Raw genomic sequence first — 26174 nt, forward strand, 5'->3', positions numbered from 1 at the left:
AGACGATGGGCGCCCGTTGCTGGTGTGAGTGGGCTTATATTGAGGAAGGTTCTGACTCGCAAGCCCCAAAAAACACTTTTCTGAAAAAAATCGAATGTACTGCAAAAATGGGGAAAATCCCTGCGGCCGATTTCGTTATTCGGTTGAAAAATAAAGACAAAAGAAAAAGCCGGATCGGGCGATCCGGCTTCGGGTGTTCGGTGAGGACGCTTCGTCAGCCCTTGCAGCGCCAATTCCAGTCGCGCTCCGGCCCGACATCGACGTGAACCGAAGTCGTGTGGCAGTAGGTGCCGACACCGCCACGTCCCGGCATGGAGCGGGCGAAGCGCGCGATTTCCCACTTGGACACGCCATCGATCTGGATGTCGGCGGCGGCGCAGATCATATGGAGCGATTTCCGTGCGCCGTTGACCTTGCGGTTATAGGAAGGGCTGCGGTAGCCCGAAGTCACCATCACCGGGCGGCGGAAATGACGCTCCATGGTTTTCAGCATGGAAACGAGTTGAGGCTTGAGGCAGGCGACATCCACGGTCTGTCGTTGCACTTTCAGGCCGTTGGGCGCAAGGCGCGCAAGGCCGGGAGCAGAAGCAAGCGTCAGATTTGCCGATTCATCGTCTTCGTTCGCATCAATATCGCTATCGTCATAGAGGCTGTTGCGATGCTTGATTTCGATGCCGCCATTCGGGCGCACGCCCGGTAGCGAATAATTGTAATCATGCTTCGCGGAAGGCGAAACAGGTTTTACCACGGCAACCTTCCTGCTTTCGGTTCGGTCAGATCGCGTACCGGTCGATTCGTCGGAGAAAAGCCGGGCAATGCTGCCTTGCGAGGCCGTTGGGCGCTGAGGCGAAGCGTAAGCGCTCTTCGCGGAGCCAAAGAGCGAAGCGACCTGAACAGGCTTTTCAGCTTCGGCAGGTTTGGCCGCTGCGGTCTGTTCTGGCGCCGCTGCTTCGGCGGGCTTTTCTTCCTTTGCCGGTTCCTGCGGCTTTTTCGCGGTTTCGGCAGGAGCCGCTTCCGCTGGCTGCTCTGCCACTGGAGCCGCTTGAGGTGCAGCGGGCTTGCTGCCGCCGAACATGCCAAAAAGCGATGTGCTCTTCGGCTGCTGCGGGGCGAGGGCTGCTACCTGGGTCTGCTGCTGCTCGGCGGGTGCGGCAGTTGGGGCTGGCTTCGCCTGCTCCTTGTTATTGGTGTTTGCCGCCTCTGCCACGACGGCGGGCTTTGTTTCCCCGGGCTTGGCTTCCGCCTTTTTCTCCTCCGCAGGCGACGGCTTCGCCGCCTCGGCTACGGCTGTCTGATCGGCTGCGCTTTGCAATGTGTCCGCAATCACGGAGCCGTCAGAGGCGGAGGTCATCTGCAGCGGCTTGCCGTCAAGGCCTGTGCCGGTCGACGTGCAGGACGTGACAAGAAGCGCAAGCAAAGCCACGCTGCCTGATAGAAACCTGCCGGAGGTCCGGTGTGTAGAATGTGCAAATTTCAACAGTCTGCTCCAGCTCGATTTCCCTGACCAGTTTGGCGACCCGGATTCGCCGGGCCTACCTGGTTTCGGGAGATCGGCTCTCCCGTGCGAGGCTGACGTCACGTTCAGTGGCTGATCGTCCCCACAGCTCCCGACTGTTCGTGCCGGGAAAGAAATTCAGAAATATCAGCGAGTTATGATAGTCACTTCAGAGCAATGACGGCCATTCCGCTGTAATGGACAAATCACCTGTTCGGCAATTCGTTACCAATTTTTAAGTTTTTTAATCGCCGAGTGCAACTATTGATGCGCATCTGGCGTTAAATGACTTCGCGTCCAAGGCGGGAATATTCGTTTATAACGAAATATTACTTTGTGTAACCTTTGGTTACATTTCCCTTTCCTGCTGGGATATCGGATGGTTTGGAGCAGCGCTTCGGCCTTCAACGCAAGCCGAATTTCCGATTTGCATCACTCACTTGTTGACAGGATGCCTCGACTTGGTGCTATCCCTTGCCAATTGCTTTATCTTTGTCTGGCGCTGTGACCAACGGCGCCTTATGCGGCATCAACCGGGAACAGAAACATGACCAAGCGCACGCGGCAGATCGCCAACCTTTTGCTGGCAGCAACAGCGGCGGCGATGCTCACGGCATGCGCGGGTGGAAAAGAGTTTCAGGGTACGCCGCAGGAAGGCGCTTCCCGCACCGGTGTTTTCCCGACATTCGGCCATATGCCGAAGGCTGCGACCACGCAGATCACCGCAGAAGAAAAGCAGCAGCTTACCACCAAGCTTGATGCCGACCGCACGCGTCTGGCGGCATCCAGAACCGGCGGTGCGCGGTTCACGCCCGCCGAGGCTGCTGCCCTGCGCAAGCAGGCGCAGCAGGATACGGACGCTACCCTGAAACAGATCGAAAGCGGGGAAGAGTAACTCTCTTCCTTGGTTTTTGGCGCGCATCTTATCCGAAAACCGTTAAACTTTTCGGGATGTGCTCTAGAGACGAAATCCGCATCCTTTGACGCGGCAACACGTCTCGACCCGATTCGAGAACAGGTGTATAGCTCCTTTGCGGCGCATGCGCGCCATTACGTTCAACCCTCCACTGGAACAGGATCATGTCGGAAGAATTCCATAAAGTCCGTCGTCTGCCCCCTTATGTCTTTGAACAGGTCAACCGTCTGAAGGCATCGGCGCGAGCGGCGGGCGCCGACATCATCGATCTTGGCATGGGCAACCCCGATCTCCCGACTCCGCAGAACATCGTCGACAAGCTGTGCGAGGCCGTTCAGGACCCGCGCGCGCATCGTTATTCGGCTTCCAAGGGCATTCCCGGTCTGCGTCGTGCGCAGGCGCAATATTATGCGCGGCGTTTTGGGGTGAAGCTCAATCCGGATACGCAGGTCGTGGCCACGCTCGGCTCCAAGGAAGGCTTCGCCAATATGGCGCAGGCCATCACCGCGCCGGGCGATGTGGTTCTGTGCCCGGACCCGACCTATCCGATCCACTCCTTCGGCTTCATCATGTCCGGCGGCGTGATCCGCTCGGTGCAGGCAAAGCCGGACGAGAACTTCATCCCGACGCTGGAGCGCGGCGTGAAGCACTCGATCCCGAAGCCGATCGCGCTGATCCTGAATTTCCCGTCCAATCCGACAGCCTATGTGGCGACGCTCGATTTCTACAAGGACGTCGTCGCGTTCGCCCGCAAGCATGACATCGTCATCCTGTCGGATCTTGCCTATTCGGAAATCTATTTCGATGACAATCCGCCGCCATCGGTGCTGGAAGTGCCGGGCGCCATGGATGTGACCGTAGAGTTCACCTCCATGTCGAAGACATTCTCCATGCCAGGCTGGCGCATGGGCTTTGCGGTCGGCAATGAACGCCTGATCGCAGCGCTCACCCGCGTGAAGTCCTATCTCGATTATGGTGCGTTCACGCCTATTCAGGTTGCGGCGACTGCGGCGCTGAATGGAGACGGATCGGACATCGCCTATGTGCGCAATGTCTACAAGCAGCGCCGGGATGTGCTGGTCGAAAGCTTTGGCCGTGCAGGCTGGGATGTTCCGCCGCCTGCTGCGACCATGTTCGCCTGGGTTCCGATTCCGGAACGCTTCCGTTCGCTGGGTTCGCTCGAATTCTCCAAGCTTCTGGTCGAACAGGCGGATGTGGCCGTTGCGCCCGGTATCGGCTTTGGCGAGCACGGCGACGATTACGTGCGTATTGCGCTGGTCGAGAACGAGCACCGCATCCGTCAGGCCGCGCGTAACATCAAGCGTTTTCTCTCTGCAAAGCATGAGAACCTGCAAAATGTGATTCCGCTCGACGGTCGTCGCGGATAGTCTTTAGAAATCGCCACGGACGGCAACTCGCCGCCCGTGACATCCCACCTGATAGCCACTCCATACAGAAGGTCGAAATAATGAGTGATGCATTACGGATCGGCGTTGCCGGCCTCGGCACCGTTGGTGCTTCGGTGTTGCGTATCCTGCGTGACAAGTCCGAAATGCTCACGCGCCAGTGCGGCAAGCCTGTTACGGTCACGGCGGTCAGCGCCCGCGACCGCAACCGGGATCGCGGCATTGATCTTTCTGGTATCAATTGGTTCGACGATCCGGTCGAGCTGGCCAAATCTGCCGATATCGATGTTTTCGTGGAACTCATCGGCGGCGAGGATGGGCCGGCCCGGGCTTCAGTCGAAGCGGCTTTGCGCGCCGGTCGCCATGTGGTCACGGCCAACAAGGCGCTGCTGGCGCGGCACGGCGTTGCGCTTGCCAAGATCGCCGAGGATAAAGGCGTCCTTCTCAATTTCGAAGCGGCGGTGGCGGGAGGTATTCCGGTCATCAAGGCAATGCGTGAATCGCTGACCGGCAATACGGTTTCCCGCGTCTATGGCATCATGAACGGCACCTGCAACTACATCCTGACCCGGATGTGGGAAGAGGGCATTTCGTTCGAAGCCTGTCTCAAGGATGCGCAGCGCCTCGGCTATGCTGAAGCCGATCCGACCTTCGATATTGAAGGCAACGATACGGCGCACAAGCTGGCGCTGCTGACCAGTCTTGCCTTCGGCACGCAGATCGCTGCCGATGATATTTATCTCGAAGGCATCAGCAATATTTCGCTGGCCGATATTCGCGCCGCCGATGAACTCGGCTATCGCATCAAGCTTCTGGGTGTCGCGCAGAAGACCGATACAGGCATCGAACAGCGCGTGCACCCCACCATGGTGCCGACCTCGTCGGTTATCGCGCAGGTGCATGGCGTGACCAACGCCGTGGCAATCGAAACCGATCTTCTGGGCGAGCTTCTGCTTTCCGGCCCCGGCGCAGGTGGCAATGCGACGGCATCAGCCGTGATCGGTGATGTTGCCGATATCGCCAAGAGCCGTCCGGGTTTCCAGCATGGGCCGGTGTTCGGCACGCCTGCCAAGGCGTTGCAGCCTTACAAGCGCGCCAAGATGCGCAAGCATGCGGGCGGCTACTTCATCCGCCTGACCGTGCTTGACCGTATCGGCGCTTTTGCGGCCATCGCCAAGCGCATGGCTGAAAACGACATCTCGCTGGAATCGATCGTGCAGCGCCCGCCGATGGATGATGCAGCAAGGGAAGGCGTCAAGACAGTCATTCTCGTCACGCATGAGACGACCGAATCGGCTGTCAAAAAGGCGCTGGAAGCGATCCTCAAGGACGATCATCTGGTCGACAAGCCACAGATGATCCGCATCGAACGCGCCGGATAAAGCATGCCTTCCCAAAGCGGGCAGCGGTTTGGGAACAAAGACATGCGTTAGACAAAAACCAGAACGCACTGCACTTTTGGCGCGTTTTCTGGAAGGCCTGCCACTCTTGCAGGTTCAATTCACCTTTGTTATGAAAGCCGGGTCGGAAACGATCCGGCTTTGATTCATTTGAAGAGACAAGAACAGGAAAAGGAGGGCTGTATGATGTATGTGACGCGTCATGATCATCACCGTCAGCATGGCCCCGGTTTTGCCCTGCATAAATAACTTGTGCAGGGCGGAAAAAGACGAGCACACTGTCTTATTCTGCCTTTTCCTGAAGGCGCGGTCATCGATCGCTGCCGGACATTCGCCAGCACATTGATGCATACCGCGGTTTGGAAACCGGGCATTGGTGCGTGGCAGAATTGAGCAGATTGCCATGTCTCTTGTTTCTATCCAGAATCTTTCGCTTACTCTTCATGAGCCACTTTTTGCTAATCTCGATCTCGTCATAGGCGAGGGCGAGCGCCTTGGTCTCGTTGCTGCCAACGGGCGCGGCAAGACCAGTCTCCTGCGTCTCCTTGTCGGGGAGGGCGAGCCGACGCTCGGCACGATCACGCGGTCGCGTGGATTGAAGATCGGCTATGTCAGCCAGTATGTGCCGGAACAGCTGTTTGGCCGGACATTCTATGATCTCGTGCTGGATGGTCTCGACGAAGAAGCCCGCGATTATGAAAGCTGGCGGGCCGATATCGTTCTGGACGACCTGCGCGTTGCCGAAGAATTGCGACAACTCCCCGTGCGCCAACTCAGCGGCGGCTGGCAGCGGCTCGCGCTTCTCGCCCGCGCATGGGTGTCGGAGCCCGACGTTCTCCTGCTCGACGAGCCGACCAACCATCTGGATCTCGAAAAAGTGCGGCAGCTGGAAGACTGGCTGAATGCGCTGCCGCGTTCGGTCGCGGTCGTGGTCAGCAGTCACGACCGCGCCTTTCTGGATGCGGTGACGAAGCGGACGCTGTTCCTGAGGGCGGAAAAATCACCGATCTTCACCTTGCCATACAGTCAGGCGCGGGTTGCTCTCGATGAAATCGACGCGGCGGATGCCCGGCTGTTCGAAAAGGACATGAAGACAGTCCAGCAATTGCGCAGGCAGGCCGCAAAGCTCAACAATATCGGCATCAATTCCGGCAGCGATTTGCTGGTGATCAAGACCAAGCAGTTGAAAGCGCGGGCCGACAAGATCGAGCAAAGCGCCAAGGCAGCCCATGTGGAACGCTCTGCCGGCAAGATCATACTGAACAGCCGCGGCAGCCACGCCAAGGCGCTGGTTGTTCTCGATCAGGCCGAAATTACAACCCCCGACAGCAGGCTGCTCTTTAAGACGGGGCAGCTCTGGATCAACCCGGGCGACCGTATCGTCCTGCTGGGCGCCAATGGCATGGGCAAGACCCGTTTGCTGACGCTGGTGCGGGAGGCCATCCTTGCGCCGGACCGCGCACAGGCCGGTATCAAGGCGACGCCTTCGCTGGTGCTCGGATATAGTGATCAGGCCTTGTCGGAACTGCGTCCGGAATGGACTCCTTTCGAGACGATTGCGAAACGTTTCGATATTGGCGACCAGCGGACGCGGTCCCTTCTGGCCGGTGCGGGCATGACGCTCGAGATGCAGGCAAAGCCGCTTGAACGCCTGTCCGGCGGGCAGAAGGCACGGCTGGCCATGCTGGTTCTGCGGCTGACCAATCCAAACTTCTATATCCTCGATGAACCGACGAACCATCTTGATATCGAAGGTCAGGAAGCGTTGGAGGTGGAACTGCTGCGCAATGAGGCAGCAAGCCTTATCGTCTCGCACGACCGCAGTTTTGTTCGCAATGTCGGCAACCGGTTCTGGATGATCGAAAGAAAAAAGCTGGTCGAGGTGGAAAGTCCGGAGTTTTTCTTTGATGCTATCGGAAGCTGAATAGTTCAACATCTTTCGGTTGTTTAATAACTTCCGGCCAGGTGTGAGTGTTCACATCCGGCCGGGAGGTGAAACGAACCGTGTATTGCTTAAATCGATTAAGAGTTTGAGCGTACAATGTTTTTGGCTTTCCCGCCCTTGCAGGGGGCGGGGGACTTTGACAAAAGGTTTGCACAGTGTCGCTATAACAGGCGGCAGTCGCGGGCGTGATGCGCCCCATCCACGCAATTCGAATTCAGGACTTTGTTCAAATGGCCAAGACCGCAGAGCAGCAACCCCACGGACTCGATCGCATTCTCACACTCGAACTGGTCCGCGTGGCCGAGCGTGCAGCAGTGGCGGCGGCGAGGCTGCGGGGCCGCGGCGACGAAATGGCTGCCGATCAGGCCGCCGTCGATGCCATGCGCCAGGAACTGAACCGCCTTCCGATTGCCGGAACGGTGGTTATCGGCGAGGGCGAGCGTGACGAAGCGCCGATGCTCTACATCGGAGAAGAAGTTGGCACCAAGCAGGGGCCGGACGTCGATATTGCGCTCGATCCGCTGGAAGGCACGACGATCTGCGCCAAGAACCTGCCGAACTCGCTTGCCGTGATCGCGATTGCCGAGAAGGGCAACCTGCTTTACGCGCCTGACGTCTACATGGAAAAGATCGCCGTCGGTCCGGGTTACTCGAAGGGCGTCGTCGACCTCGATGCCAGCCCGACGGACAACATCATGTCGGTCGCCAAGGCGAAGGGCGTGAAGCCGAATGAAATCACCGCCTGCATCATGGATCGCCCTCGCCATGCGCGTCTGATCGAGGAAGTGCGCGCGACGGGTGCCGCAATCCGCCTTATCGGCGACGGTGACGTGGCCGGTGTGATGCACACAACCAATCCCGACGAGACGGGCATCGACATCTATATCGGCATTGGCGGCGCGCCGGAAGGCGTTCTGGCAGCGGCAGCCCTGCGCTGCATCGGCGGCCAGATGCAGGGCCGTCTCCAGCTCAATACCGACGAAAAGATCGCCCGCGCCGCCAAGATGGGCATCGCAGACCCAAAGAAGGTCTATACGATGGAAGAAATGGCCAAGGGCGACGTGCTCTTCGCCGCGACCGGCGTGACGGACGGCAACATGCTCTCGGGCGTCAAGTTTGCCCGCGATTATATCCAGACGCATACTATCGTGATGCGTTCTTCGTCGCAGACTGTCCGTGAGATCAAGGCGCGCCATCAGGATCTGTCGAAGTTCTAGGACCTGTCGGTCCTTCGTTTAGTTCAGTTGGATCAGCGTAAGTTTATCAAAGGCGGCATTGCAGAATGCCGCCTTTGTCTGTTCTGGTTCAGGTTTTTGGCTGAGGCTGCAACGCCTTCAATACAAGTCGTGCGACATCTGCATGAATGTCAGCACGCGGACGAGTGGCACCATCACTGCAAATGGGGTCTATTTCTCCGGCGGCTTTCAGATGTTCTGCGGCGCCTTCCTTGCATTCGGGCAGAAAGCTGAAATGGGTGGCGCCAACGACAACCGCATAAGTTCCTTTGGGCGTGATCGATGCCAGCTTATCGGCCACCACTCCCGGAGGAACGGTCTGGGTTTCGCCGAGATTGATGAAGGTCATCGGAATTGAAATCGATGCAAGGCTCTGTTCATCGTAGGCTTGCGCAAGACCGGGATCAACGATGACAGCTGATGTAATGCGGCGGTCGAGATTGGATTGCTCGAAGCGGTTCCTGTCGATTGAGCGCAAATCAACCTTGTCGACCTTGATCTGCCCGCCATTTCGATAGCCAACGCCACCGGCGTACCATGCGCAATCCCATTTGCTGTAAGCATCGCAATAGCGGGCATAAGCTCCGAGATTGGCTCTTGCGCCTGCAATTTCCATGGCGGCAGCACCGCCGAGCGAGAAGCCGAGAACGCTGATCCTGTCCTTGTCGATTATTGCGCGCCACGACGGGTCCGTTGTCATCGTATCGATCACCGCCGACAGGTCCCCGGTGCGCTCCCAGATTTTCGGCGTGTCCTGCGGTGTGGAATCGCCACTGGTTGTACCGGGGTGGTTGGGGGCTGCGACGATAAATCCGGCTTTGGCCAATTCAGTTGCCAGCCAGGTCATGCTCTCAAAACGACCGCCGGAACCGTGAGACATGACAAGCAACGGGAAGTTGTCTTTTTCCGGTGTGGCATTGATCACGGCCGGAGCACCTTTGAAAATAATATTGTCGCCGATCAAAGTAGCTTTGCCACCGGCCGCGGCTGGATACCATATACCGACTTTAAGCGTGCGGCCTGTTTCCGCATTGGTGAAGTTGATCTCCCGCTGGCCGACCTCATGAGCCTGACTGGGGGCGGCGACGAAAAGGGCAAGAAGGAATATGACGGTATGATAGGGGAACATGACGGTCTCCGCTGATTGATGGAACAGGGAGACCGTCACCTGTTTTCACACGAACGGCGTCCCTGATCATGATTCAGGTCGTTTCGGATCACGATTTGGGCCATGATCGGCTGTCTGCGTTTCACTCGTGTGTGTTTTATGATTTTCATTCCCTTGCCTTTCGTTTCCTCACTTTTGATGCTTCTGCTGATGGCCGTTCTGCTGCATCGGTTCGGCTGGCGCGGAGCGAACCGACCTTTCCTGCTCGTGTTGGGATTGTGCGCGTTGCAGTCGCTCATTGTCGGTTTGCGCTGGGGCTACGGGATTACAGAACTGCGCTTTGTTCTGCCTGTTGTGGCCAGTTGCCTGCCGGGACTGACGCTGATGAGTTTCAGAAGCCTCATCCATCAGGCGAAAGCAGACGAAAACGTTCTGGTCTGGTTTCACGCGTTGCCGCCATTCGTCATTGCCGCAATGGTCTACTTCGCGCCGGGTTTGATCGATGCGGCGCTGATTGGGCTTTACGTTGGCTATGCGCTTGCCCTGCTGTTGCTTGGGCGCTCCGGCCCCGATGCCCTGGATGCGGCGCGCCTCGATAGTGCGGTGGCAGCTCATCGGGCTCTTGTCATTGCCGCTGCATCCTTGTGCTTTTCCGCCTTGTTCGATCTGATGGTGATGCTGGATTTCGAATGGCGGAAAGGCGATTACTCGGCTGCGATCATCGGCAATGCCAATCTGCTCGGCCTGTTCCTTATCGGCTTGACCGCGCTGACGGCAGCTCGCGCCAAAGCTGCGCCAGAAGCGGATTTTGAAACGACGCCATCGGCGCCGGATGCCGAAATAGATCGCAATGTTCTGGATAAGGTCGAAGCGCTTTTGACTGAGCAAAAGCTCTTTCTCGATGAAAATCTGACGCTGTCGCGGCTGGCTCGACGGGCCTCCATTCCGGCGCGCCAGATATCGGGCGCCGTCAACCGGCTGACAGGCCAGAATGTTTCCCGTTTCATCAACGATTATCGAATTGCCGAAGCTTGCCGTCGGCTTGAGAAGGACGACATTTCGATAACGACCGTCATGTTTGAATCCGGGTTTCAGACCAAATCGAACTTCAATCGCGAGTTCCGGCGGGTGACGTCGCTCAGTCCTGCCGACTGGCGCGATAAAAATCGTCCGGCTTGACCGTCTGCCGCCTTTTGTGTCTTTAGAATCTCATGACGACAGAGCGCTTTTTCCTCGGAATAAAACAATCCGCAACCGGGCAGAAATGGGTGGACCGGCTTGGCCTGCGTGAGGCCAACACGGCCCTTGCCATTGCGCAGCATCACGGCATTACCGATCTCGTCGCGCGCGTGCTGGCCGGGCGGGGTGTGTCGGTGGAAGGCGCGCCTGAATTTGTCGATCCGACGTTGCGCAATCTCATGCCCGATCCGGCGACGCTCACCGATATGGACAATGCGGCAGGGCGCATTGCTGATGCCATTCTGCGCCGCGAGACCGTGGCCATTTTCGGCGACTACGATGTGGATGGGGCCTGTTCCTCCGCTCTGATGGCGCGTTTTCTCAAACATTACGGCATTCAGCATTCCATCTATATTCCCGATCGGATTTTCGAAGGTTACGGCCCCAATCCCGATGCCATGCGCGATCTGGTCGCCAAGGGCGCAACCCTGATCGTCACAGTTGATTGCGGCACCAACAGCGCGCCATCCATTACAGCCGCGAAGCAGGCAGGCGCCGATGTCGTCGTGCTCGATCACCATCAGGTCGGTGGTGATCTGCCGGAAGATGCCGTGGCTATCGTCAACCCGAACCGAGAAGACGATATTTCGCTGCAAGGCCATCTCTGCGCTGCAGGCGTGGTCTTTCTGACGCTGGTGCAGGTGACCAAGATATTGCGGGAGCGCGGCAAGGGGCCGGGTCCGGACCTGCTTTCCCTGCTCGATCTCGTGGCGCTCGCCACGGTCTGCGACGTGGTGCCGCTGACGGGCGTCAATCGCGCTTTCGTCGTGAAGGGGCTGCTCGTTGCGCGGTCACAGAGCAATGTCGGCCTTGCGGCGCTTGCCCGCGTCTCGCGGATTGGAGAGCCCCTCAATGTCTTCCATCTGGGTTACCTGATCGGGCCGCGTATCAATGCGGGCGGGCGCATCGGCGACGCCGGACTTGGCGCGCGACTGCTGACATTGGACGATCCCGTCACGGCAGATCGCATCGCTGTGGAGCTTGACCGGCTCAACCAGGAGCGGCAGGCCATGGAAGCGGAAATGCTCATGGAGGCGGAAGCGGAAGCCTCGCTGGAAATCTCCGGTGGTGCGGGCGCCTCGGTGATCGTGACGGCAAGCGACCGCTGGCATCCCGGCATTGTGGGGCTGCTCGCCTCACGGCTGAAGGAAAAGGCGCGGCGGCCGGCCTTTGCCATCGCCTTCAACGCCAATGGCGTTGGGTCGGGCTCCGGTCGTTCCATCATGGGGCTTGATCTTGGCAAACTGGTTCGCGGGGCGATGGATCGTGGGCTGCTCGTCAAGGGCGGCGGCCACGCCATGGCCGCCGGTATCACCATCGAGCGCGGCAATCTTGGCGCGTTGCGTGCCTATCTTGAGGAAGAATCGGCGCATATCGTCTCGCGCCTGCGGGAAAATCAGAGCCTTTCCATCGATGGCGCGCTGGCCGCATCGGGCGCCACCGTATCGCTTTATGAAGCCTTGCAGAAGGCTGGGCCCTATGGTTCAGCGCATCCGCAGCCCATATTGGCGCTGCCGCATCACATTCTGGCGGATGTGCGGGGCGTCGGGCGCGATCATGTGCGTGTTACATTGCGTGGCGCAGATGGAAAACGCGTCAATGCCATAGCGTTCCGGGCGGCGGAAGGCGATCTCGGACGCTTCCTGTTCAACAATATCGGCCAGAGCGTCCATGTCGCAGGCAATCTGTCGCTAAACCATTGGAATGGCTCGGTCACTCCCCAGATCCAGATTCTGGACGCGGCTTTGCCAATCTAGAGCGTTTCCGGGCCATTTGAAATTCTTCAGTTTTTTGTCTTCACGCTCTTGTGAAGGGCGGGGGCGAATTCCCATATGAGCACTTAAACATTCAGACATGACTCTAAGTGGGAGAAACCGATGCCGGGTTCCGGAAACCGCCTGACCAAACTGACAGCTGCAATGGTGCTTGGGCTGATTGCCTCCTTTGCTGCGGTCGATTTCGCCGAGGCTCGCCGCGCGGGCGGTGGCGGTTTCGGCAGCCGTGGCGCGCGCACCTATTCGGCACCCGCGCCAACCCGCACCGCGCCTAACAACGCAGCTCCCATCGAACGTTCCATGACGCCCAATACCGGCGCTACACAAACCAGCCGCCCGGCGGCGGGCGCAACGCAGAATGCTGCTCAGGCGCAGCGTTCCGGCGGCATGTTCGGCAATTTCGGTCGTTCCATGCTCGGCGGTCTTCTCGTCGGCGGCCTTATCGGCATGCTGCTCGGCAACGGCCTTGGCGGTCTTGCCGGCATGTTCGGCCTGATCCTGCAGGTTGCCGTGATCGCGCTCATTGCCATGTTCGTCATGCGCATGTTCGCGAACCGCCGCCAGCCGGCAGCGGCAGGTGCCGGTAATTCAGGCGCGCAGCCCTTTGGCGCGGCAAAATCCGCCGCTCCCCAGGCCGGGCCGCTGGCGGGTTTTGGTAGCCGCACCCCATCGGTAAACCCGTTCGAGACAAAGCAGGAGGCTGCTCCGGCTGCCCCGGCCGTTGAAGACGAGCCGATGGATGTCGGTCAGGAAGATCTGGACCGCTTCGAGCAGATGCTTTCTGAAGTCCAGACAGCCTATGGCCGTGAGGACTATGCGGCGCTGCGCAAGCTTGCGACCCCGGAAGCCATGTCCTATCTGGCTGAAGAGCTGGGCGAGATCGCTTCCAGCGGCATGCGCAACGAAGTGAAGGACGTCAAGCTTCTGCAGGGCGATGTTTCCGAAGCCTGGCGCGAAGGCAACGCCGAATACGCAACCGTCGCGATCCGCTATTCTGCAATCGACGTCATGCTGGACCGCAATACCGGCGCTGTCGTTGAAGGCAATCCGAATGAGCCGGTGGAAAGCGTCGAACTTTGGACCTTCACCCGCAAGGATGGCGGCGAATGGCAGCTTGCTGCCATTCAGGGAACGGAATAACCGTTCAGGATCGAAAAAAGCCCGGTCTCGCGACCGGGCTTTTTGTTTTATGCATGTCTTTGTTACCAGCTGCCGATGTTTTCGGCGGAAGCCCAAGGCTCCTGTGGCGACAGACGTTCGCCCTTCTGGATCAGTTCGATGGAAATGCCGTCGGGCGACTTGATGAAGGCCATATGACCGTCACGGGGCGGGCGGTTTATGGTGACGCCTGCATCCTGCAGCTTCTGGCAGGTGGCGTAGATGTCATCGACCATATAGGCCAGATGGCCGAAATTGCGGCCGCCCGTATAGGTTTCCGGGTCCCAGTTGTAGGTCAGTTCCAGTTCCGGCGCGCGTTCCGTCTTTGCCCGGTCCGTATCGGAAGGCGCGGCGAGAAAGATCAGCGTGAAGCGGCCCTTCTCATTTTCAGTGCGGCGGATTTCTTCGAGGCCGAGTTTATTTACATAAAAATCGAGAGATTCATCGATGTCGCGAATTCGGACCATCGTGTGCAGATAGCGCATAGTCTTTTCCTCGGCTGTTGTAATTCATGGGCTGACGCTCGGAAAACGCATGGAATGCCGATTGGTTCGGCGGGGATATCGAATCCGATGTCGGAGACCGAACGTCAAGCTATCACCCACAGAACAGGGTTCAAGAATTTTGAGCCGCAGATGTGACCGGAAATGTCCCCGGACCCTCATTGCCAAATCGGCGACCGGCCATATTTGAAGTGGTTGGCCGGTTGCGAGGGCTGCCGCGCGGGAAAAGTAACCATGAAGTTGTGAAGTGTGTGGTCTTCATGGGGACTGACACAAGTTTGGACTTGCCGCCTCCGGTTAAGGAAGTGTTATTCTTTGGACAAGAATCAGGTCGGAATCGCAATGGAAGAACAGAGGAGGGGCGAACGCATGGCGGACAAGTCTGTGTCAAATGACCAGTTTCGCAGCCAGCACGCCTCGGAAGAGCTGGGCGATATCATCGAAATTTCGGGCCATATCAAATGGTTCGACGTAGCCAAGGGCTACGGCTTCATTGTTCCGGACCAGCCGGGCCTTAATGACATTCTTCTTCATGTGACTTCACTGCGTCGCGATGGCTTCCAGACCGCTCTGGAAGGTGCGCGCATCGTCTGTGAAGTCCGGCAGGGCGAGCGCGGCCTCCAATGTTTCCGCGTGCTGTCGATGGATACCTCGACCGCCGTTCATCCCGCGCAGATGCCGCCGCAGCGCACCCATGTCACCGTCACGCCGTCGAGCGGACTTGAGCGCGTGATCGTGAAGTGGTTCAACCGCACCAAGGGGTTTGGTTTCCTGACGCGCGGCGAAGGTACGGAAGATATTTTCATCCATATGGAAACGCTGCGTCGTTTCGGCATGATGGAACTGCGTCCCGGTCAGGTGGTGCTGATCCGCTTCGGTGAGGGCGACAAGGGCCTGATGGCTGCTGAGATCCATCCGGATATCGGAACGGCAATTCCTGTTTCTCACTAGAGCATAATCCGGCCGGAGTGAAACGAAGGCGTTCAAGTTTATGCTTGATATAGAAGAACGCGGAGCGTCCATCTGATCCCGTCAGATCGAAGCGCGTTCTGGAGTGCGGCTGTTCAAAGTGCGCCGGCTTTACCAGATCGCTGTAACAAGCAGGTGAGGGCGCGGCGTGGCTGTTCGCGCGGTCTTGTGATCATCCCATCCCGTTGATAGGTTCCGGCTTGGTTTCATTCTTTGAATAGGCAGGTCATGGGCCGCATTTTTCTTGCTTTTGCATTTGTTTTTCTCGCATTCACCGCTCAGGCTGATGAAGCACAACCGATGAGGCTGCCGGTCGACAAGGAGCCGCTGACATTCGTCACCGCCAACGGCAACAAGGTGAATTTTGCGCTTGAAGTGGCGGATACTGACGACGCTCGCGTTCGCGGCCTGATGTGGCGCACGGACTTTCCCCGGGACCGGGCGATGATCTTCGTGTTTGGCGAGATGCGCCGCGTCATGATGTGGATGCAGAATACGCCGTCGCCGCTCGATATGATCTTCCTTGATGACAAGGGACGCGTATCGGCCATTCACGAAAATGCGGTGCCATTCTCCGAAAATATCATTTCATCCGAGGTTCCGGCGGCGTATGTCGTGGAACTTCTGGCCGGTACGGTCAAGCAAACCGGCATAAAGCTTGGCGACAGGGCCACCCACCGCGTGATTTGCGGTGTTTGCCGGTCCTGATCGCAGTCAGGTGTTCCAGCTAAAACGGAACCGCTCTGTCTATCTGTTTTACGCATTTTGCTGATGCAAAGGCTTCGCACCTTGGCTCGGAAATGCTCCAAGAGGAATAAGGAATTGAGTGCCCTCGATATCGAATATTTCGAACATGACGGCCTGCGCCTGGCCTATCGTCAGGACGGTGAAGGCGATCCGATCCTGCTCATTCACGGCTTTGCGTCGTCAAGTCTGGTCAACTGGGTTTCGCCCGGCTGGTTCCGAACGCTGACCGAGGCCGGATATCGCGCGATTGCCATCGATAATCGCGGGCACGGGCTTTCGGCGAAGCCCCATGATGCGGACGAATACACGCCGACCAAGATGGCGGCGGATGCGGTCGCACTTCTCGATCATCTCGGCATCGAAAAGGCGCATGTCATGGGCTATTCCATGGGCGCGCGCATCTCGGCATTTCTGGCGCTGGAACATCCCGAGCGCGTTCACAGTGCCGTTTTCGGTGGCCTTGGCATCGGCATGGTCACGGGCGCGGGCGACTGGGAGCCGATTGGCGAGGCGCTGCTTGTCGAAGACCCGACGACGATCACGCATCCGCGTGGCCAGATGTTCCGCAAATTCGCCGACCAGACAAGGAGCGACCGTATCGCCCTTGCGGCCTGCGTGATCACCTCCAAGGAACTTGTCCCGGCTGCCGCGATTGCGCGCATCATGCAGCCTGTTCTCGTTGCAGTCGGCACGACCGACGATATTGCCGGCAGCGCACAGGAACTCGCCGATCTTCTGCCGAATGGACAGGCGGTCGACATTCCGGGCCGCGACCATATGCTGGCCGTTGGCGACAAGGTCTACAAGCAGGCCGTGCTGGCGTTTTTGAAAGAAAACCCGCTTTGACGGGAGTTTGATCCTCAGCAAAGCGCGCGGCTTGGAGCTGCGCCAAACTCGGCGGTGTCGAGGCAAGGCATTTTAAGCCAATCCCCCGGACAACCGGGGATTGCTATTTGCAAGTACGCATTTCCGAACGCAAAACCGTTTCACACTTTTGCTGGAAATGCTGTATGCTGCGCGCCGAACTCGTATTGCGGTGCGGGGACAGAGCGAAAGCACGGCTGTCTCTTCCCTCGCGCGGTGCAAAACTGGAGTATGCATATGTCCGTTCGCACATCAGCGAAAGCGACCCCCGGTCTGGGTCAGGTCGATCCTATCTGGCATTCCATCCGTGCCGAAGCGGAGGAAGCGGCCAAGAATGATCCCGTCCTGGGCACGTTCCTCTATGCCACGATCCTCAACCAGCCTAGTCTGGAAGATGCGGTCATGCATCGCATTTCCGAGCGTCTCGGCCATGCCGACCTGAGTGCGGATATTCTGCGCCAGACCTTTGATGCCATGCTGGATTCCAATCCAGATTGGTCGCAGATGGTCCGCGTCGATATTCAGGCGGTTTATGATCGCGATCCGGCATATAGCCGCTTCATGGACCCGATCCTTTATCTGAAGGGTTTCCATGCGATACAGACCCACCGCCTAGCGCACTGGCTTTACCATGAAGGCCGCAAGGATTTCGCCTATTACCTGCAAAGCCGTTCCTCATCGATCTTCCAGACCGATATTCATCCGGCGGCGCGGCTCGGCAGCGGACTGTTTCTCGATCATGCGACCGGTCTTGTCGTGGGCGAGACGGCCCTGATCGAAGACAATGTGTCGATCCTCCACGGGGTTACGCTGGGCGGTACGGGCAAATCGAGCGGAGACCGTCATCCGAAAATCCGCCATGGCGTGCTGATCGGCGCGGGGGCGAAAATTCTCGGCAATATCGAAGTCGGCCATTGTTCGAAGATCGCAGCCGGATCGGTGGTTTTGAAACCCGTTCCCAACAATGTCACCGTCGCTGGTGTGCCTGCCCGGATCATGGGCGACACGGGCTGCGCGGAACCTTCCCGTGTCATGGACCAGATGCTGGGCGACGGAATCTAGATCCATTTTCCATCACTGAGGCCAACCGATGTCAGGAAATCGGGCCGCTTGCTGGTTTTCTCCCGCAGGCGGCCTATATTGTGATGCAAGCGGCGATTAGCTGGCCACGCCCCTTGGGATAGTCGATGTCAGGGGTTTACATAAGAAAATGCCGGGTGCAATAAACCGGCTCAATTCAATATCAGGAGAAGCCGGTTGAAACCCGAAGAACTCAAAAAACTGGATGCCTATTTCAAACGGACCTTCAACAATCCCGGCCTGCAGGTCAAGGCACGCCCGCGCAAGAACGACTCCGCCGAGCTTTATCTCGAGGACGAATTCCTGGGCCTGATCTACAAGGATGAGGACGAAGGCGAACTCTCCTACAATTTCTCGATGGCAATTCTCGACGTCGATCTCTGATCGGCAGCGGCAAGCGCGTCGCAGACGACGCCCATGCCCATGCAGGAATGCTCTTGACGCCCTTTCCCATGGAGAGGGCGTTTTGTTGTTGAAACACGCTTGCGAGGATGCATGAAGATCATTGCCGCCGCTCTGGCCTCGTCGGCATGCTGAACTGAGCGGTAATGAAATCTGCGACTGATTTCGGTACGACTTCATGAAATTCCGCTTTTCACTCACCGTCCTCCTGATCGGCCTGTCGTTTCCGGCGCGGGCAGAAGTTCTAGGCACCATCGAAACCGAGCAGGACGACGGCTCCCTGTCGGTGATCGAGATTCTGGATGAACCTCCAACTGTCGCTAAATGCGATGGCGCACATGCCGCCGCAGCCTATGTCAAGAAAAACAGCTTTTCCCTTCCCGTTGGAAAAGGATGCTGGAAGCTGCTCGGATCGGCAGAAATGATGAAGCTGGAAATCGTTCTAAGCGCCACCGAGGAGCATGTCATGAGCGGGGTTCCGTTGAACAAGGTCAGGTCCAGCCAAGAGGGACAACGAGCATTTCAGGAGTTGACAGGCGAACAGGAGCGCTCGAGACAGCCGATGCTGCTCCAATCCATCGATTGACACCAGCAAGCCAGGATCGAACGGCTCTCCGGGCCTTCGGCACTCAATCACGCTCGTCCGGAATCAGTTGGCGCGTTTGCCATCAAGAAGATGAGTATCGGCGAAATCGACGACCGCCTTGTCCAGTGACTTCCAGTCGCCCAACATGGATCGGGGGAATCGATAGAGTATCTGCAAGTCGCGCCCGAACTGGACGTCGCGTTCGCACGAATTGAAGCTTTCTGCCGCGCTGTCGGCAAGGCATCGTGCGACAAATTCCGGCTTGCCGCTGCTGGTGTCGGAGAGCAACAGCTCCTCGCCCTTGTAGCCGCTGTTTTCCAGAAACCGGTGTACCGTCAGGTTTCCGGGAGCGGTTTCTCCGTCGGGTTCTATCAGCTCGGCGTAGATCGGCAGGTAACGCCCGCTCATGTCGCGGGACATGGTGCGCTGCTCGATGGACATGAAAATCAGGTGCCGTTTCGGGGTAAGAAGGTTGAAGATGGCGCGGTCGCGTTCCGTATAGCCGGTAAGCCCCGGCCAGCGGGCATAGAGATCGAGGCGGCCCGTCACTCCGTCGCGCCGCTGATTCGAAAAGCGGATCATATTGGCGGGAATCGAGAGGACATTGTTGTCGATGATGATCTCATAAGCCTGCGTGCTGTCGGAATGACCGCCCCGGGCAATCAGCGGACCGAGCAGACGCCCGCCGATATTCACGGCGATCGAAAGGAGGACCAGCGCGACAACGGTCAACAGCAGCCAGCCGAAGAGGCGGTTGCCCATTTTCGAGGCGGTGTAATCGGGTGCTGTTTCCATTTGGCTCGAATATCTGTCTTCTATGGTTAACAGAGCGTGAAACCGTGCTTGTCTGGCGACCTGAAACGGCTTAGCGATTCAATATCGAGTTTGCTGATGGAGGAAAGCACATGCCGATCTATGTTTATAACGGGCACAAGCCGCAATTCGTGGATCGCAGCAGCAACTGGATCGCGCCCGATGCGACCCTGATCGGCAAGATCGTCGTGGGTGAAAATGCCGGATTCTGGTTCGGCGCCGTTTTGCGGGGCGATAATGAGCCTATCACCATCGGCGACGATACCAATGTTCAGGAACACACCATCATGCATACCGATATCGGCTTTCCGCTGACGGTCGGGGCGGGGTGCACCATCGGGCATCGAGCCATACTCCATGGCTGCACGGTGGGTGAAAACACACTGATCGGCATGGGCGCTATCGTTCTCAATGGTGCGAGAATCGGAAAGAACTGTCTGATCGGGGCAGGGGCGCTTGTCACCGAGGGCAAGGTAATACCGGATAACTCGCTGGTCGTCGGTTCTCCTGCAAGGGTTCTTCGGGAACTGGACGAGGCGGCGGTTGAAAAGCTGAAGGCTTCGGCAGAGCATTATGTCGAGAAGGCACGGTCCTTCATGCGCGGCCTGGAACCTGCGTGAAATGAATAAGGACGGGGCCAGAGGGAGACTGGCGGCCCGTCCTTCTTCAAGTTTTCTTTTTGATCAGTTCTTGATGCTGCCGACGAGCAGTTCTCGGTCGCCCTTGATCGAGACCCAGCTGCCGGTGTTCGTGGTCGACTGGCGCTTCAGGTAGGTGTAGTCGGTCTTGTTCCAGGCGAGAACGCGGGTATCGAGATTGTCGAGAATGAAGTCGCCGCGGTCGGTGCGGACGGTCAGGACGGCGTGGCCTTCGCCATTCGGCTGTCGAACCACCGTGAAAAGCAGGGTGTTCGCCGGAATGCCGAGCGTCATCAGTTCGCGGCGCTTCAAAAGCATGTAGTCGTCGCAGTCGCCCACCGTTGTCGGATATTCCCAATATTCCTCGCGGCCCCAGGCTTCCATGTCGGTCATCGGCGCGATCTTTTCGTTGACGCTCGCATTGACCGTGATGATCTGTTTCCAGATTTCCGGGGTCAGCTTCAGCAGGTTGCTGTTGCCGCTGGTGATATTGCATTCGGACTTGTACCGGTCGCAGAATTCATAATGGCCGATCGGCTGCGATGTGCGCTCGCCCGTCGTCATCCACGGGGAATTGGAGGCGGGGGTTGCAGCTTCGGCCAGTCCGATTCCGAGCAGCACCAGGATGGCTGCAATGATGGTCTGCTTCGTCATTCTTTTGTCTCCCTGTTGGAGACCAAGATGACTTAAACAATTTGAAGGCACGCAAATTTAAGCGCGAAAATGCGAGTTAAATTCGATTAAAAGTGCAAATAACGCTGAAACTTTTTGTCAACGGACGGACAAATTCAGGGCAGATCGGGCTATTTTTGTGGCTTTTTTTGTGATTTCGGGCGTTTCGCGGTTTGCCGTTCCGTAACCTTGACGCGCATTCATCTTTTGGACCGATGCTTTCAGCCGAAAAGATTGTCCAGTGTTGTGCTGGTCTGAATGGTGGCGAATTCGATTGCGAAACCATCCTGGAAATGACGCACGACGGTTCCCCGGATCGGCCCGAGCATGACACTGCTTTTGATCGGGGGCTTGAACTCGCTTTCGATTGCCGCACCTGAAAGCGAAAGGTCGGCGATACGACACAGCCTTTGTGTGCCGTCGGCAAAAGTGATGTTCTGCCGGTTCTTGTGCGGCACGACGCGTTCGTGACGGCGGTCTTCGGGCAGGGCAAGCTCGTGCTTGTTGGCAAGCCAGGTCAGCTGTGCCGAAAGCTTGTCCTTCTTCTGTTCGGACGTGGCCAGAAGAATATGGAAGCCCTCGGATGTCACCTCATGGGCAATTCCTTCGATCCGCCCCACATGGTCGATATAGGCGATGATCCGCTCACCGTTGCGCGGCGTCGCTATGCCGCTCATCAGGGCCGTGCCGGGCGACATACGCTTGATAACACACGGAAATTCGCTGCGATTTTCCAGCATGTAACGACCGTTGAGATCGACATTCACGGCGTTGAAGTTTTCCTGCCGCACATTGCTGGCAGTGGGGGCCGCAGCAAATCTGTTCATCAAAGCCGATCCATTTCGAATTTGTCCGCTTCACTATCAGGCACATTACAGCACGGACTGATAAAGAGAAATCGCGATTGCGACCTGTTTCAGGCTTTGCCGCCCTTGATGACGCGCAATTTCGGCGCTGCATGCGGTTCCGTCAGGCGAATATTTGTCCACTCCCGGCCTGTCCGGGGTGCGTTCACGGTTACGGCTGCCGATTGCCACAGGTCGTCCGCGAGAATCAGATCGGGCGCCACCGGCTCGATCGAATTCAAATGGCCGAGCACGATTGGGTCGGCGCCGACCCACGTGACCGAATCAAGCACAGCGATGCTGCCGAGAATGCTGATCTGGCCGTCCGCCGCTTCAAGCGGGGCTAGGAACATTTCAAGCCCCAGGCTGCGTCCCGACATGCTGATTCCAACATGCGAGATCAGGGCAGGGATCTCGAGCCCGCTGACGTTTTGCGAGGTTTCCCGAAGTGCGGCACGGTCGCGTTCGGACCAGAGCGAGTGGAACCGCGTGTTCTTCAGTTCGCGTCCAAAAAGGGTGCAGATGCGCGTTCCAGCCAGACGGAACGACAGGTCCCCATGCTCTCCAGCCTCGAGGAAGAAGAGATCGGACAGATGACGCCCCAGCTTGCGCGGCTCGATCCGCTCGCGCATCGGCGCGCGAAAGGTGCCGCGTTCCGTGCGGGCCAGTCGCTGCCATTCGCTGAAAATCGCGATCGTACTGCGGTGTTTCATCATGCGCCGTTGGTTTTTCCGTTGCACGCGGAGACAGGCTCCGCTGGTGGACGCATTAAAATAGTATTAACGGGGAGGATGCCAGTTTAACCCTTTGTTCATCCACCGGGCTCGTCCGTTAAGGTTAACAATAAGTAATGGTTGCACTGCTTTAAAAGACGCGCTTTGATAAGGCATCAGACGAAGCCTTTGACTTGGTTGGCGTTTTTCTGAGCTCCAGATTTAATTCCGCGAAATATTCTGTTCGCGGGCAGGCCGACCGGGTATCTCCGTCGGCCTTTATTTTTAACAGATTCTGCCCTATCTAGATGCTTCCACCCGATGCAAGGGACCGACCTGGCCCGGTTGTCGGCGTGCAAGGATGAGAAAGCAGCAGTTCATGAGCGTTCCCCAGCCGGAAACGGACGGCAGTAACCGCCGGTCAGGCGGCAGCGAGCCGATCTTCAATATACCCGGCGTCGTTCTTGCGCTTATCGGCCTGTGCGCGGCGGTGTATGTCTATCAGAACTATCTCATCAGCGAGCAGCAGAACTACGGATTCATGCTGAACTTCGCGCTCATTCCGGCGCGATTCTCACTTGCGGGTGGCTTTACCGATCCGACCGCGCTCTTCACGCTCATCAGCTATTCCTTCATGCATGGCGGCATTGCGCACCTGGTCGTCAACATGATCTGGCTCGCCGCCTTCGGTTCTCCGCTGGCGGGCCGTATCGGTACCGGACGGATGATAGTTTTCTGGATGTTCACCTCGGTTATCGCCGGTCTGACCCATTATGCGATCTATCCGGACAGCATTTCACCGCTGGTGGGGGCTTCGGGAGCGATTTCGGGCATGATGGGTGCTGCGGCGCGCTACGGCTTCCGGCGTATCGGCCACGGACGCAAATCAGAATTTGCGGGGCCCGTACTTCCGGTGGGGCTCACCCTGACGCTGAAGCCTGTCCTGACCTTTGTCGGGGTCTGGTTCCTGATCAACATCATTACCGGTATTTACTCGACTGGCGGTGCAGACCTTTCCAGCATCGCCTGGGAAGCGCATATAGGCGGCTTCATCGCCGGTTTTTTCGGCATTTCGCTGATGGACCGCCCGCGCAGTTACGATGCGGTTCTGAGGCGCTAGGATTCTGGCTCAGAAAGCCTTTTTCCCCATTTGATGCCACTTGCTAATCCGACGTTCAAAGCGCACCATCATGGAACGTGGTGGGAGGAGCTGCGTTCTGCTTCATATGGCGCTGAAACGTCCGAAGCAGCGAGTGCTAGAGCTGTTCCCTTATTAGAGAACAGTCGAACCGCTCTAGCTCTTTGTTTTAAGCATTATCCGACGCAAAACCGCTTCGCGCGTTTGCCGGAAATGCTTTAATCTTGGAGGGACTTTGGCATGACCGTAAGATCGATTCTCGAGACAAAGGGCAGGGATGTGGTGGTTATCGCGCCTGCCGATACGCTGTCCCACGCTGTCGCCATGCTGAACAAACACAAGATCGGCGCGTTGGTGGTGTGCGACGAGGCCGGTCGAATCAAGGGCATCCTGTCTGAACGCGATGTCGTCCGCGCCGTTGCTGCGCAGGAGACCAAGGCCATGAGCATGCCCGTCGCCGAAGTCATGACGGCAAAGGTGCAGGTCTGCCGCGAACATCATACGATCAATCAGGTGATGGAAATCATGACACGGAGCCGATTCCGCCATATGCCGGTGGAAGAAGGCGGCAAGCTCGTGGGAATTGTTTCAATCGGTGACGTGGTGAAACGACGCATCGAAGATGTCGAACGCGAGGCGGAAGATATCCGCACCTATATCGCTACTGCCTGAGCGACCCGACTTTGGGCCATTCTCCCGGATGGAAAGGCCAGCCGGGAGAGTTTTTACAGGCGAATCAACTCAACGTCCGCGGAGATAGCACTCGGCAGCGTAAAGCGAGATTGCAGCCGCATTCGATACGTTGAGCGACTTGATTTCGCCCGGCATGTCGAGGCGGGCAAGCGCGGTTACCGTTTCGCGTGTCTTTTGACGCAGGCCTTTGCCTTCCGCGCCGAGCACGAGAGCGATTCGTTCGCCTGACAAGGTGGCTTCCATTTCCAGTGGCCCCTCCGAATCAAGCCCGATGGTCTGGAATCCGAGGCTATGGAGTTCCTCAATCGCTTCGGCCAGATTGCGCACCTCAATATGAGAGATCAGTTCGAGGGCACCGGAGGCCGCCTTGGCGAGGACGCCGGTTTCCTGTGGGCTGTGGCGGCTTGTCGTAATCAGCGCTCCTGCACCGAAGGCTACGGCTGAACGCATGATGGCGCCGACATTATGCGGATCGGTCACCTGATCGAGCACGAGCAGCAGCGGACTGTCCTGCAGTTCGGACAGCTTTCTGGCGCGCAACGGCTCCGCCTCGATCATGACGCCCTGATGGACGGCTTCCGAACCGGTTTCCTTGTCTATATCGCGCGGATCGACGATTTCGACAGGGAAGGGGAGAGATTCGGCCTCTCCGATTTCGAGCCGTGCGAATCCGTTTCGTGTCGCCAGCATGCGCAGTATCCGGCGTTCCGGGTTTTCCACGGCGGCGCGGACCGTATGCAGTCCATACAGACGAACCGTTCCTTCGGTCACGGCACTTGCCAATATGGAAGGACGCTGCGGCTTGCGCGGTGATTTGCCTTCCGTTCCGGCCTTCTGGTCGCGATGCTGGCGGCGCAGGCGTGCATAATGAGAATCTTTTGGTGTGCGGGGTGAATTTTGATCGGTCATGGCGTGCTTATAGCTCTTTAGCAGTGCGGAAGATAGCGGCCAGCCCTGCAAATGCTATCAGGCTGTTCTGATTGCAGAATAATTTGCAAAGCCCGCGAAACCGGGCCTTTCTTCCCGCATGAACGGGCGGGAGAAGGCAATGTTTCCACGTCGTTGTGAACAGACATGCATTCTTTTCGCTTTTACCCTGTTGACAGGGGATAAGCTTATCGTCATAAGGCCCCTCGCGGATCGACGGCTGGCCCAACAGTCAGCCAGAAGCCCCGCGGAAATGCCTAGTCGCTCGACTCTGCTGATAGTGATATCTGGAGGGATGCCCGAGTGGTTAAAGGGGACGGACTGTAAATCCGTTGGCTATGCCTACGTTGGTTCAAATCCAACTCCCTCCACCACTGTCGGATCAGAGTTAAGAGTGCGCGGGTATAGCTCAATGGTAGAGCAGCAGCCTTCCAAGCTGAATACGCGGGTTCGATTCCCGCTACCCGCTCCAAATTTTTCCGAGCGGTTTGGCGTGTAAGGAATCATCGACGGGCGGTTCGCCGTTCCGTTTTGGCATAAATGCTGGCCCGGAAGCCAAGAGGCTTTTGTGCTGGCGCTTGAGCGGTTCTAGAACAAAGAGAACAACGGCGATGGCAAAGAGCAAATTCGAACGTACGAAGCCCCACGTTAACATCGGCACGATTGGTCACGTTGACCATGGCAAGACGTCGCTGACTGCAGCGATCACCAAGTTCTTTGGTGAGTTCAAGGCGTATGACCAGATCGACGCCGCTCCTGAAGAGCGCGCCCGCGGCATCACGATCTCGACGGCTCACGTCGAGTACGAAACCGCAAACCGTCACTACGCCCACGTCGACTGCCCCGGCCACGCCGACTATGTGAAGAACATGATCACCGGCGCTGCCCAGATGGACGGCGCGATCCT

The 26174-nt window shown here is 57.8% G+C and carries 28 protein-coding genes and 2 tRNA genes; 20 read left to right on the forward strand and 10 right to left on the reverse strand.

All coding sequences use genetic code 11. The annotated features are described in order from the left end of the window. Together JNC63_RS10885 and JNC63_RS10890 are read right to left on the reverse strand one after the other, a co-directional pair. On the reverse strand, nucleotides 1-233 hold a 233-nt coding region (locus JNC63_RS10885), incomplete at its 3' end, for a hypothetical protein (protein WP_374846320.1). After that, a complete protein-coding gene (locus tag JNC63_RS10890) occupies nucleotides 215-1477 on the reverse strand; it encodes a YcbK family protein (protein ID WP_025090422.1) in 1263 nt (420 codons plus the stop codon). The genes JNC63_RS10885 and JNC63_RS10890, both read right to left, overlap by 19 nt. Before the next feature lie 565 nt (nucleotides 1478-2042). On the opposite strand from JNC63_RS10890, the gene JNC63_RS10895 reads away from it, so the two are divergent. The 3 genes from JNC63_RS10895 to JNC63_RS10905 all read left to right on the forward strand — a co-directional run bounded on the left by JNC63_RS10895 (nucleotide 2043) and on the right by JNC63_RS10905 (nucleotide 5199). Beyond that, complete coding sequence (locus tag JNC63_RS10895) at nucleotides 2043-2390, forward strand: hypothetical protein (RefSeq protein WP_025090421.1); 348 nt, start codon at nucleotides 2043-2045, stop codon at nucleotides 2388-2390. 185 nt (nucleotides 2391-2575) lie between these two features. Beyond that, a complete protein-coding gene (locus JNC63_RS10900; protein WP_021585967.1) occupies nucleotides 2576-3799 on the forward strand; it encodes an LL-diaminopimelate aminotransferase in 1224 nt (407 codons plus the stop codon). Nucleotides 3800-3879: 80 nt separating this feature from the next. Then, on the forward strand, nucleotides 3880-5199 hold the full coding sequence (locus JNC63_RS10905) for a homoserine dehydrogenase (RefSeq protein WP_021585966.1): 1320 nt from the start codon (nucleotides 3880-3882) through the stop codon (nucleotides 5197-5199). Nucleotides 5200-5313: 114 nt separating this feature from the next. Here the strand turns inward: JNC63_RS10905 and JNC63_RS10910 are convergent, their stop codons facing one another. Further along, a complete protein-coding gene (locus JNC63_RS10910) occupies nucleotides 5314-5622 on the reverse strand; it encodes a hypothetical protein (RefSeq protein ID WP_063620394.1) in 309 nt (102 codons plus the stop codon). On the opposite strand from JNC63_RS10910, the gene JNC63_RS10915 reads away from it, so the two are divergent. Both JNC63_RS10915 and glpX read left to right on the forward strand, forming a co-directional pair. After that, complete coding sequence (locus JNC63_RS10915; protein WP_063620395.1) at nucleotides 5621-7141, forward strand: ABC-F family ATP-binding cassette domain-containing protein; 1521 nt, start codon at nucleotides 5621-5623, stop codon at nucleotides 7139-7141. The genes JNC63_RS10910 and JNC63_RS10915 overlap by 2 nt on opposite strands. A 251-nt stretch (nucleotides 7142-7392) precedes the next feature. Continuing rightward, nucleotides 7393-8379 (forward strand): class II fructose-bisphosphatase, encoded by a 987-nt coding sequence (gene glpX, locus JNC63_RS10920; protein WP_006470299.1) that lies wholly within the window; start codon nucleotides 7393-7395, stop codon nucleotides 8377-8379. 88 nt (nucleotides 8380-8467) lie between these two features. On the opposite strand, the gene JNC63_RS10925 is transcribed toward glpX, so the two are convergent. Then, complete coding sequence (locus JNC63_RS10925; protein WP_063620396.1) at nucleotides 8468-9526, reverse strand: alpha/beta hydrolase family protein; 1059 nt, start codon at nucleotides 9524-9526, stop codon at nucleotides 8468-8470. 138 nt (nucleotides 9527-9664) lie between these two features. Between JNC63_RS10925 and JNC63_RS10930 the strand changes: the two genes are divergently transcribed. From JNC63_RS10930 to JNC63_RS10940, 3 genes are all read left to right on the forward strand, one after another. Next, a complete protein-coding gene (locus JNC63_RS10930) occupies nucleotides 9665-10684 on the forward strand; it encodes a helix-turn-helix domain-containing protein (protein ID WP_063620402.1) in 1020 nt (339 codons plus the stop codon). A gap of 32 nt (nucleotides 10685-10716) precedes the next feature. Then, nucleotides 10717-12501, forward strand: coding sequence for a single-stranded-DNA-specific exonuclease RecJ (gene recJ / locus JNC63_RS10935; RefSeq protein WP_063620397.1), 1785 nt, complete (start codon nucleotides 10717-10719; stop codon nucleotides 12499-12501). 120 nt (nucleotides 12502-12621) lie between these two features. Continuing rightward, complete coding sequence (locus tag JNC63_RS10940; RefSeq protein ID WP_063620398.1) at nucleotides 12622-13659, forward strand: Tim44 domain-containing protein; 1038 nt, start codon at nucleotides 12622-12624, stop codon at nucleotides 13657-13659. A 62-nt stretch (nucleotides 13660-13721) separates the two neighbouring features. On the opposite strand, the gene gloA is transcribed toward JNC63_RS10940, so the two are convergent. Continuing rightward, nucleotides 13722-14162 carry a lactoylglutathione lyase gene (gene gloA / locus JNC63_RS10945; RefSeq protein ID WP_374846324.1) on the reverse strand — a complete coding sequence of 147 codons (441 nt, stop codon included), beginning with the start codon at nucleotides 14160-14162 and terminating at the stop codon, nucleotides 13722-13724. Between the two features lie 387 nt (nucleotides 14163-14549). On the opposite strand from gloA, the gene JNC63_RS10950 reads away from it, so the two are divergent. From JNC63_RS10950 to JNC63_RS10975, 6 genes are all read left to right on the forward strand, one after another. After that, nucleotides 14550-15131 carry a cold-shock protein gene (locus JNC63_RS10950; RefSeq protein ID WP_006470303.1) on the forward strand — a complete coding sequence of 194 codons (582 nt, stop codon included), beginning with the start codon at nucleotides 14550-14552 and terminating at the stop codon, nucleotides 15129-15131. 246 nt (nucleotides 15132-15377) lie between these two features. Beyond that, nucleotides 15378-15857, forward strand: a complete 480-nt coding sequence (locus JNC63_RS10955) for a DUF192 domain-containing protein (RefSeq protein ID WP_063620400.1) — start codon at nucleotides 15378-15380, stop codon at nucleotides 15855-15857. A 114-nt stretch (nucleotides 15858-15971) separates the two neighbouring features. Next, entirely contained in the window at nucleotides 15972-16742 is a 771-nt protein-coding gene (locus JNC63_RS10960; protein ID WP_063620401.1) for an alpha/beta fold hydrolase, read from the forward strand. Between the two features lie 255 nt (nucleotides 16743-16997). Then, nucleotides 16998-17822, forward strand: coding sequence for a serine O-acetyltransferase (cysE, locus tag JNC63_RS10965; protein ID WP_063620403.1), 825 nt, complete (start codon nucleotides 16998-17000; stop codon nucleotides 17820-17822). Between the two features lie 195 nt (nucleotides 17823-18017). Then, nucleotides 18018-18224 (forward strand): DUF3126 family protein, encoded by a 207-nt coding sequence (locus JNC63_RS10970; RefSeq protein ID WP_006467055.1) that lies wholly within the window; start codon nucleotides 18018-18020, stop codon nucleotides 18222-18224. A 196-nt stretch (nucleotides 18225-18420) separates the two neighbouring features. Then, nucleotides 18421-18828 carry a hypothetical protein gene (locus JNC63_RS10975; protein ID WP_063620404.1) on the forward strand — a complete coding sequence of 136 codons (408 nt, stop codon included), beginning with the start codon at nucleotides 18421-18423 and terminating at the stop codon, nucleotides 18826-18828. 63 nt (nucleotides 18829-18891) lie between these two features. On the opposite strand, the gene JNC63_RS10980 is transcribed toward JNC63_RS10975, so the two are convergent. Then, nucleotides 18892-19623 (reverse strand): hypothetical protein, encoded by a 732-nt coding sequence (locus tag JNC63_RS10980; protein WP_063620405.1) that lies wholly within the window; start codon nucleotides 19621-19623, stop codon nucleotides 18892-18894. Between the two features lie 110 nt (nucleotides 19624-19733). Between JNC63_RS10980 and JNC63_RS10985 the strand changes: the two genes are divergently transcribed. Further along, nucleotides 19734-20261: a gamma carbonic anhydrase family protein gene (locus tag JNC63_RS10985; protein WP_063620406.1), complete on the forward strand. Its 528-nt coding sequence runs from the start codon at nucleotides 19734-19736 to the stop codon at nucleotides 20259-20261. 63 nt (nucleotides 20262-20324) lie between these two features. On the opposite strand, the gene JNC63_RS10990 is transcribed toward JNC63_RS10985, so the two are convergent. From JNC63_RS10990 to JNC63_RS11000, 3 genes are all read right to left on the reverse strand, one after another. Then, nucleotides 20325-20933, reverse strand: a complete 609-nt coding sequence (locus JNC63_RS10990; RefSeq protein WP_063620407.1) for a transglutaminase-like cysteine peptidase — start codon at nucleotides 20931-20933, stop codon at nucleotides 20325-20327. Nucleotides 20934-21172: 239 nt separating this feature from the next. Then, the gene (locus tag JNC63_RS10995; protein WP_063620408.1) at nucleotides 21173-21778 is read right to left on the reverse strand and encodes a PilZ domain-containing protein; all 606 of its coding nucleotides are present in this window, start codon (nucleotides 21776-21778) and stop codon (nucleotides 21173-21175) included. An 89-nt stretch (nucleotides 21779-21867) separates the two neighbouring features. After that, nucleotides 21868-22509: a PAS domain-containing protein gene (locus tag JNC63_RS11000; RefSeq protein WP_063620410.1), complete on the reverse strand. Its 642-nt coding sequence runs from the start codon at nucleotides 22507-22509 to the stop codon at nucleotides 21868-21870. A 379-nt stretch (nucleotides 22510-22888) separates the two neighbouring features. Between JNC63_RS11000 and JNC63_RS11005 the strand changes: the two genes are divergently transcribed. Both JNC63_RS11005 and JNC63_RS11010 read left to right on the forward strand, forming a co-directional pair. Continuing rightward, the gene (locus JNC63_RS11005; RefSeq protein WP_063620409.1) at nucleotides 22889-23629 is read left to right on the forward strand and encodes a rhomboid family intramembrane serine protease; all 741 of its coding nucleotides are present in this window, start codon (nucleotides 22889-22891) and stop codon (nucleotides 23627-23629) included. A 258-nt stretch (nucleotides 23630-23887) separates the two neighbouring features. Beyond that, nucleotides 23888-24319: a CBS domain-containing protein gene (locus tag JNC63_RS11010; protein WP_006467047.1), complete on the forward strand. Its 432-nt coding sequence runs from the start codon at nucleotides 23888-23890 to the stop codon at nucleotides 24317-24319. 69 nt (nucleotides 24320-24388) lie between these two features. Here the strand turns inward: JNC63_RS11010 and JNC63_RS11015 are convergent, their stop codons facing one another. Continuing rightward, a complete protein-coding gene (locus JNC63_RS11015) occupies nucleotides 24389-25249 on the reverse strand; it encodes a TrmH family RNA methyltransferase (protein ID WP_063620411.1) in 861 nt (286 codons plus the stop codon). A gap of 307 nt (nucleotides 25250-25556) precedes the next feature. On the opposite strand from JNC63_RS11015, the gene JNC63_RS11020 reads away from it, so the two are divergent. From JNC63_RS11020 to JNC63_RS11030, 3 genes are all read left to right on the forward strand, one after another. Next, nucleotides 25557-25641, forward strand: a tRNA-Tyr gene (locus JNC63_RS11020). A gap of 24 nt (nucleotides 25642-25665) precedes the next feature. Further along, a tRNA-Gly gene (locus tag JNC63_RS11025) sits at nucleotides 25666-25739 on the forward strand. A 139-nt stretch (nucleotides 25740-25878) separates the two neighbouring features. Continuing rightward, the coding region (locus JNC63_RS11030; protein ID WP_374846327.1) for a GTP-binding protein at nucleotides 25879-26174 on the forward strand (296 nt) is incomplete at its 3' end.

The sequence above is a fragment of the Brucella ciceri genome, assembly GCF_041930145.1.
GTDB classification, from domain to species: Bacteria; Pseudomonadota; Alphaproteobacteria; order Rhizobiales; family Rhizobiaceae; genus Brucella; species Brucella intermedia.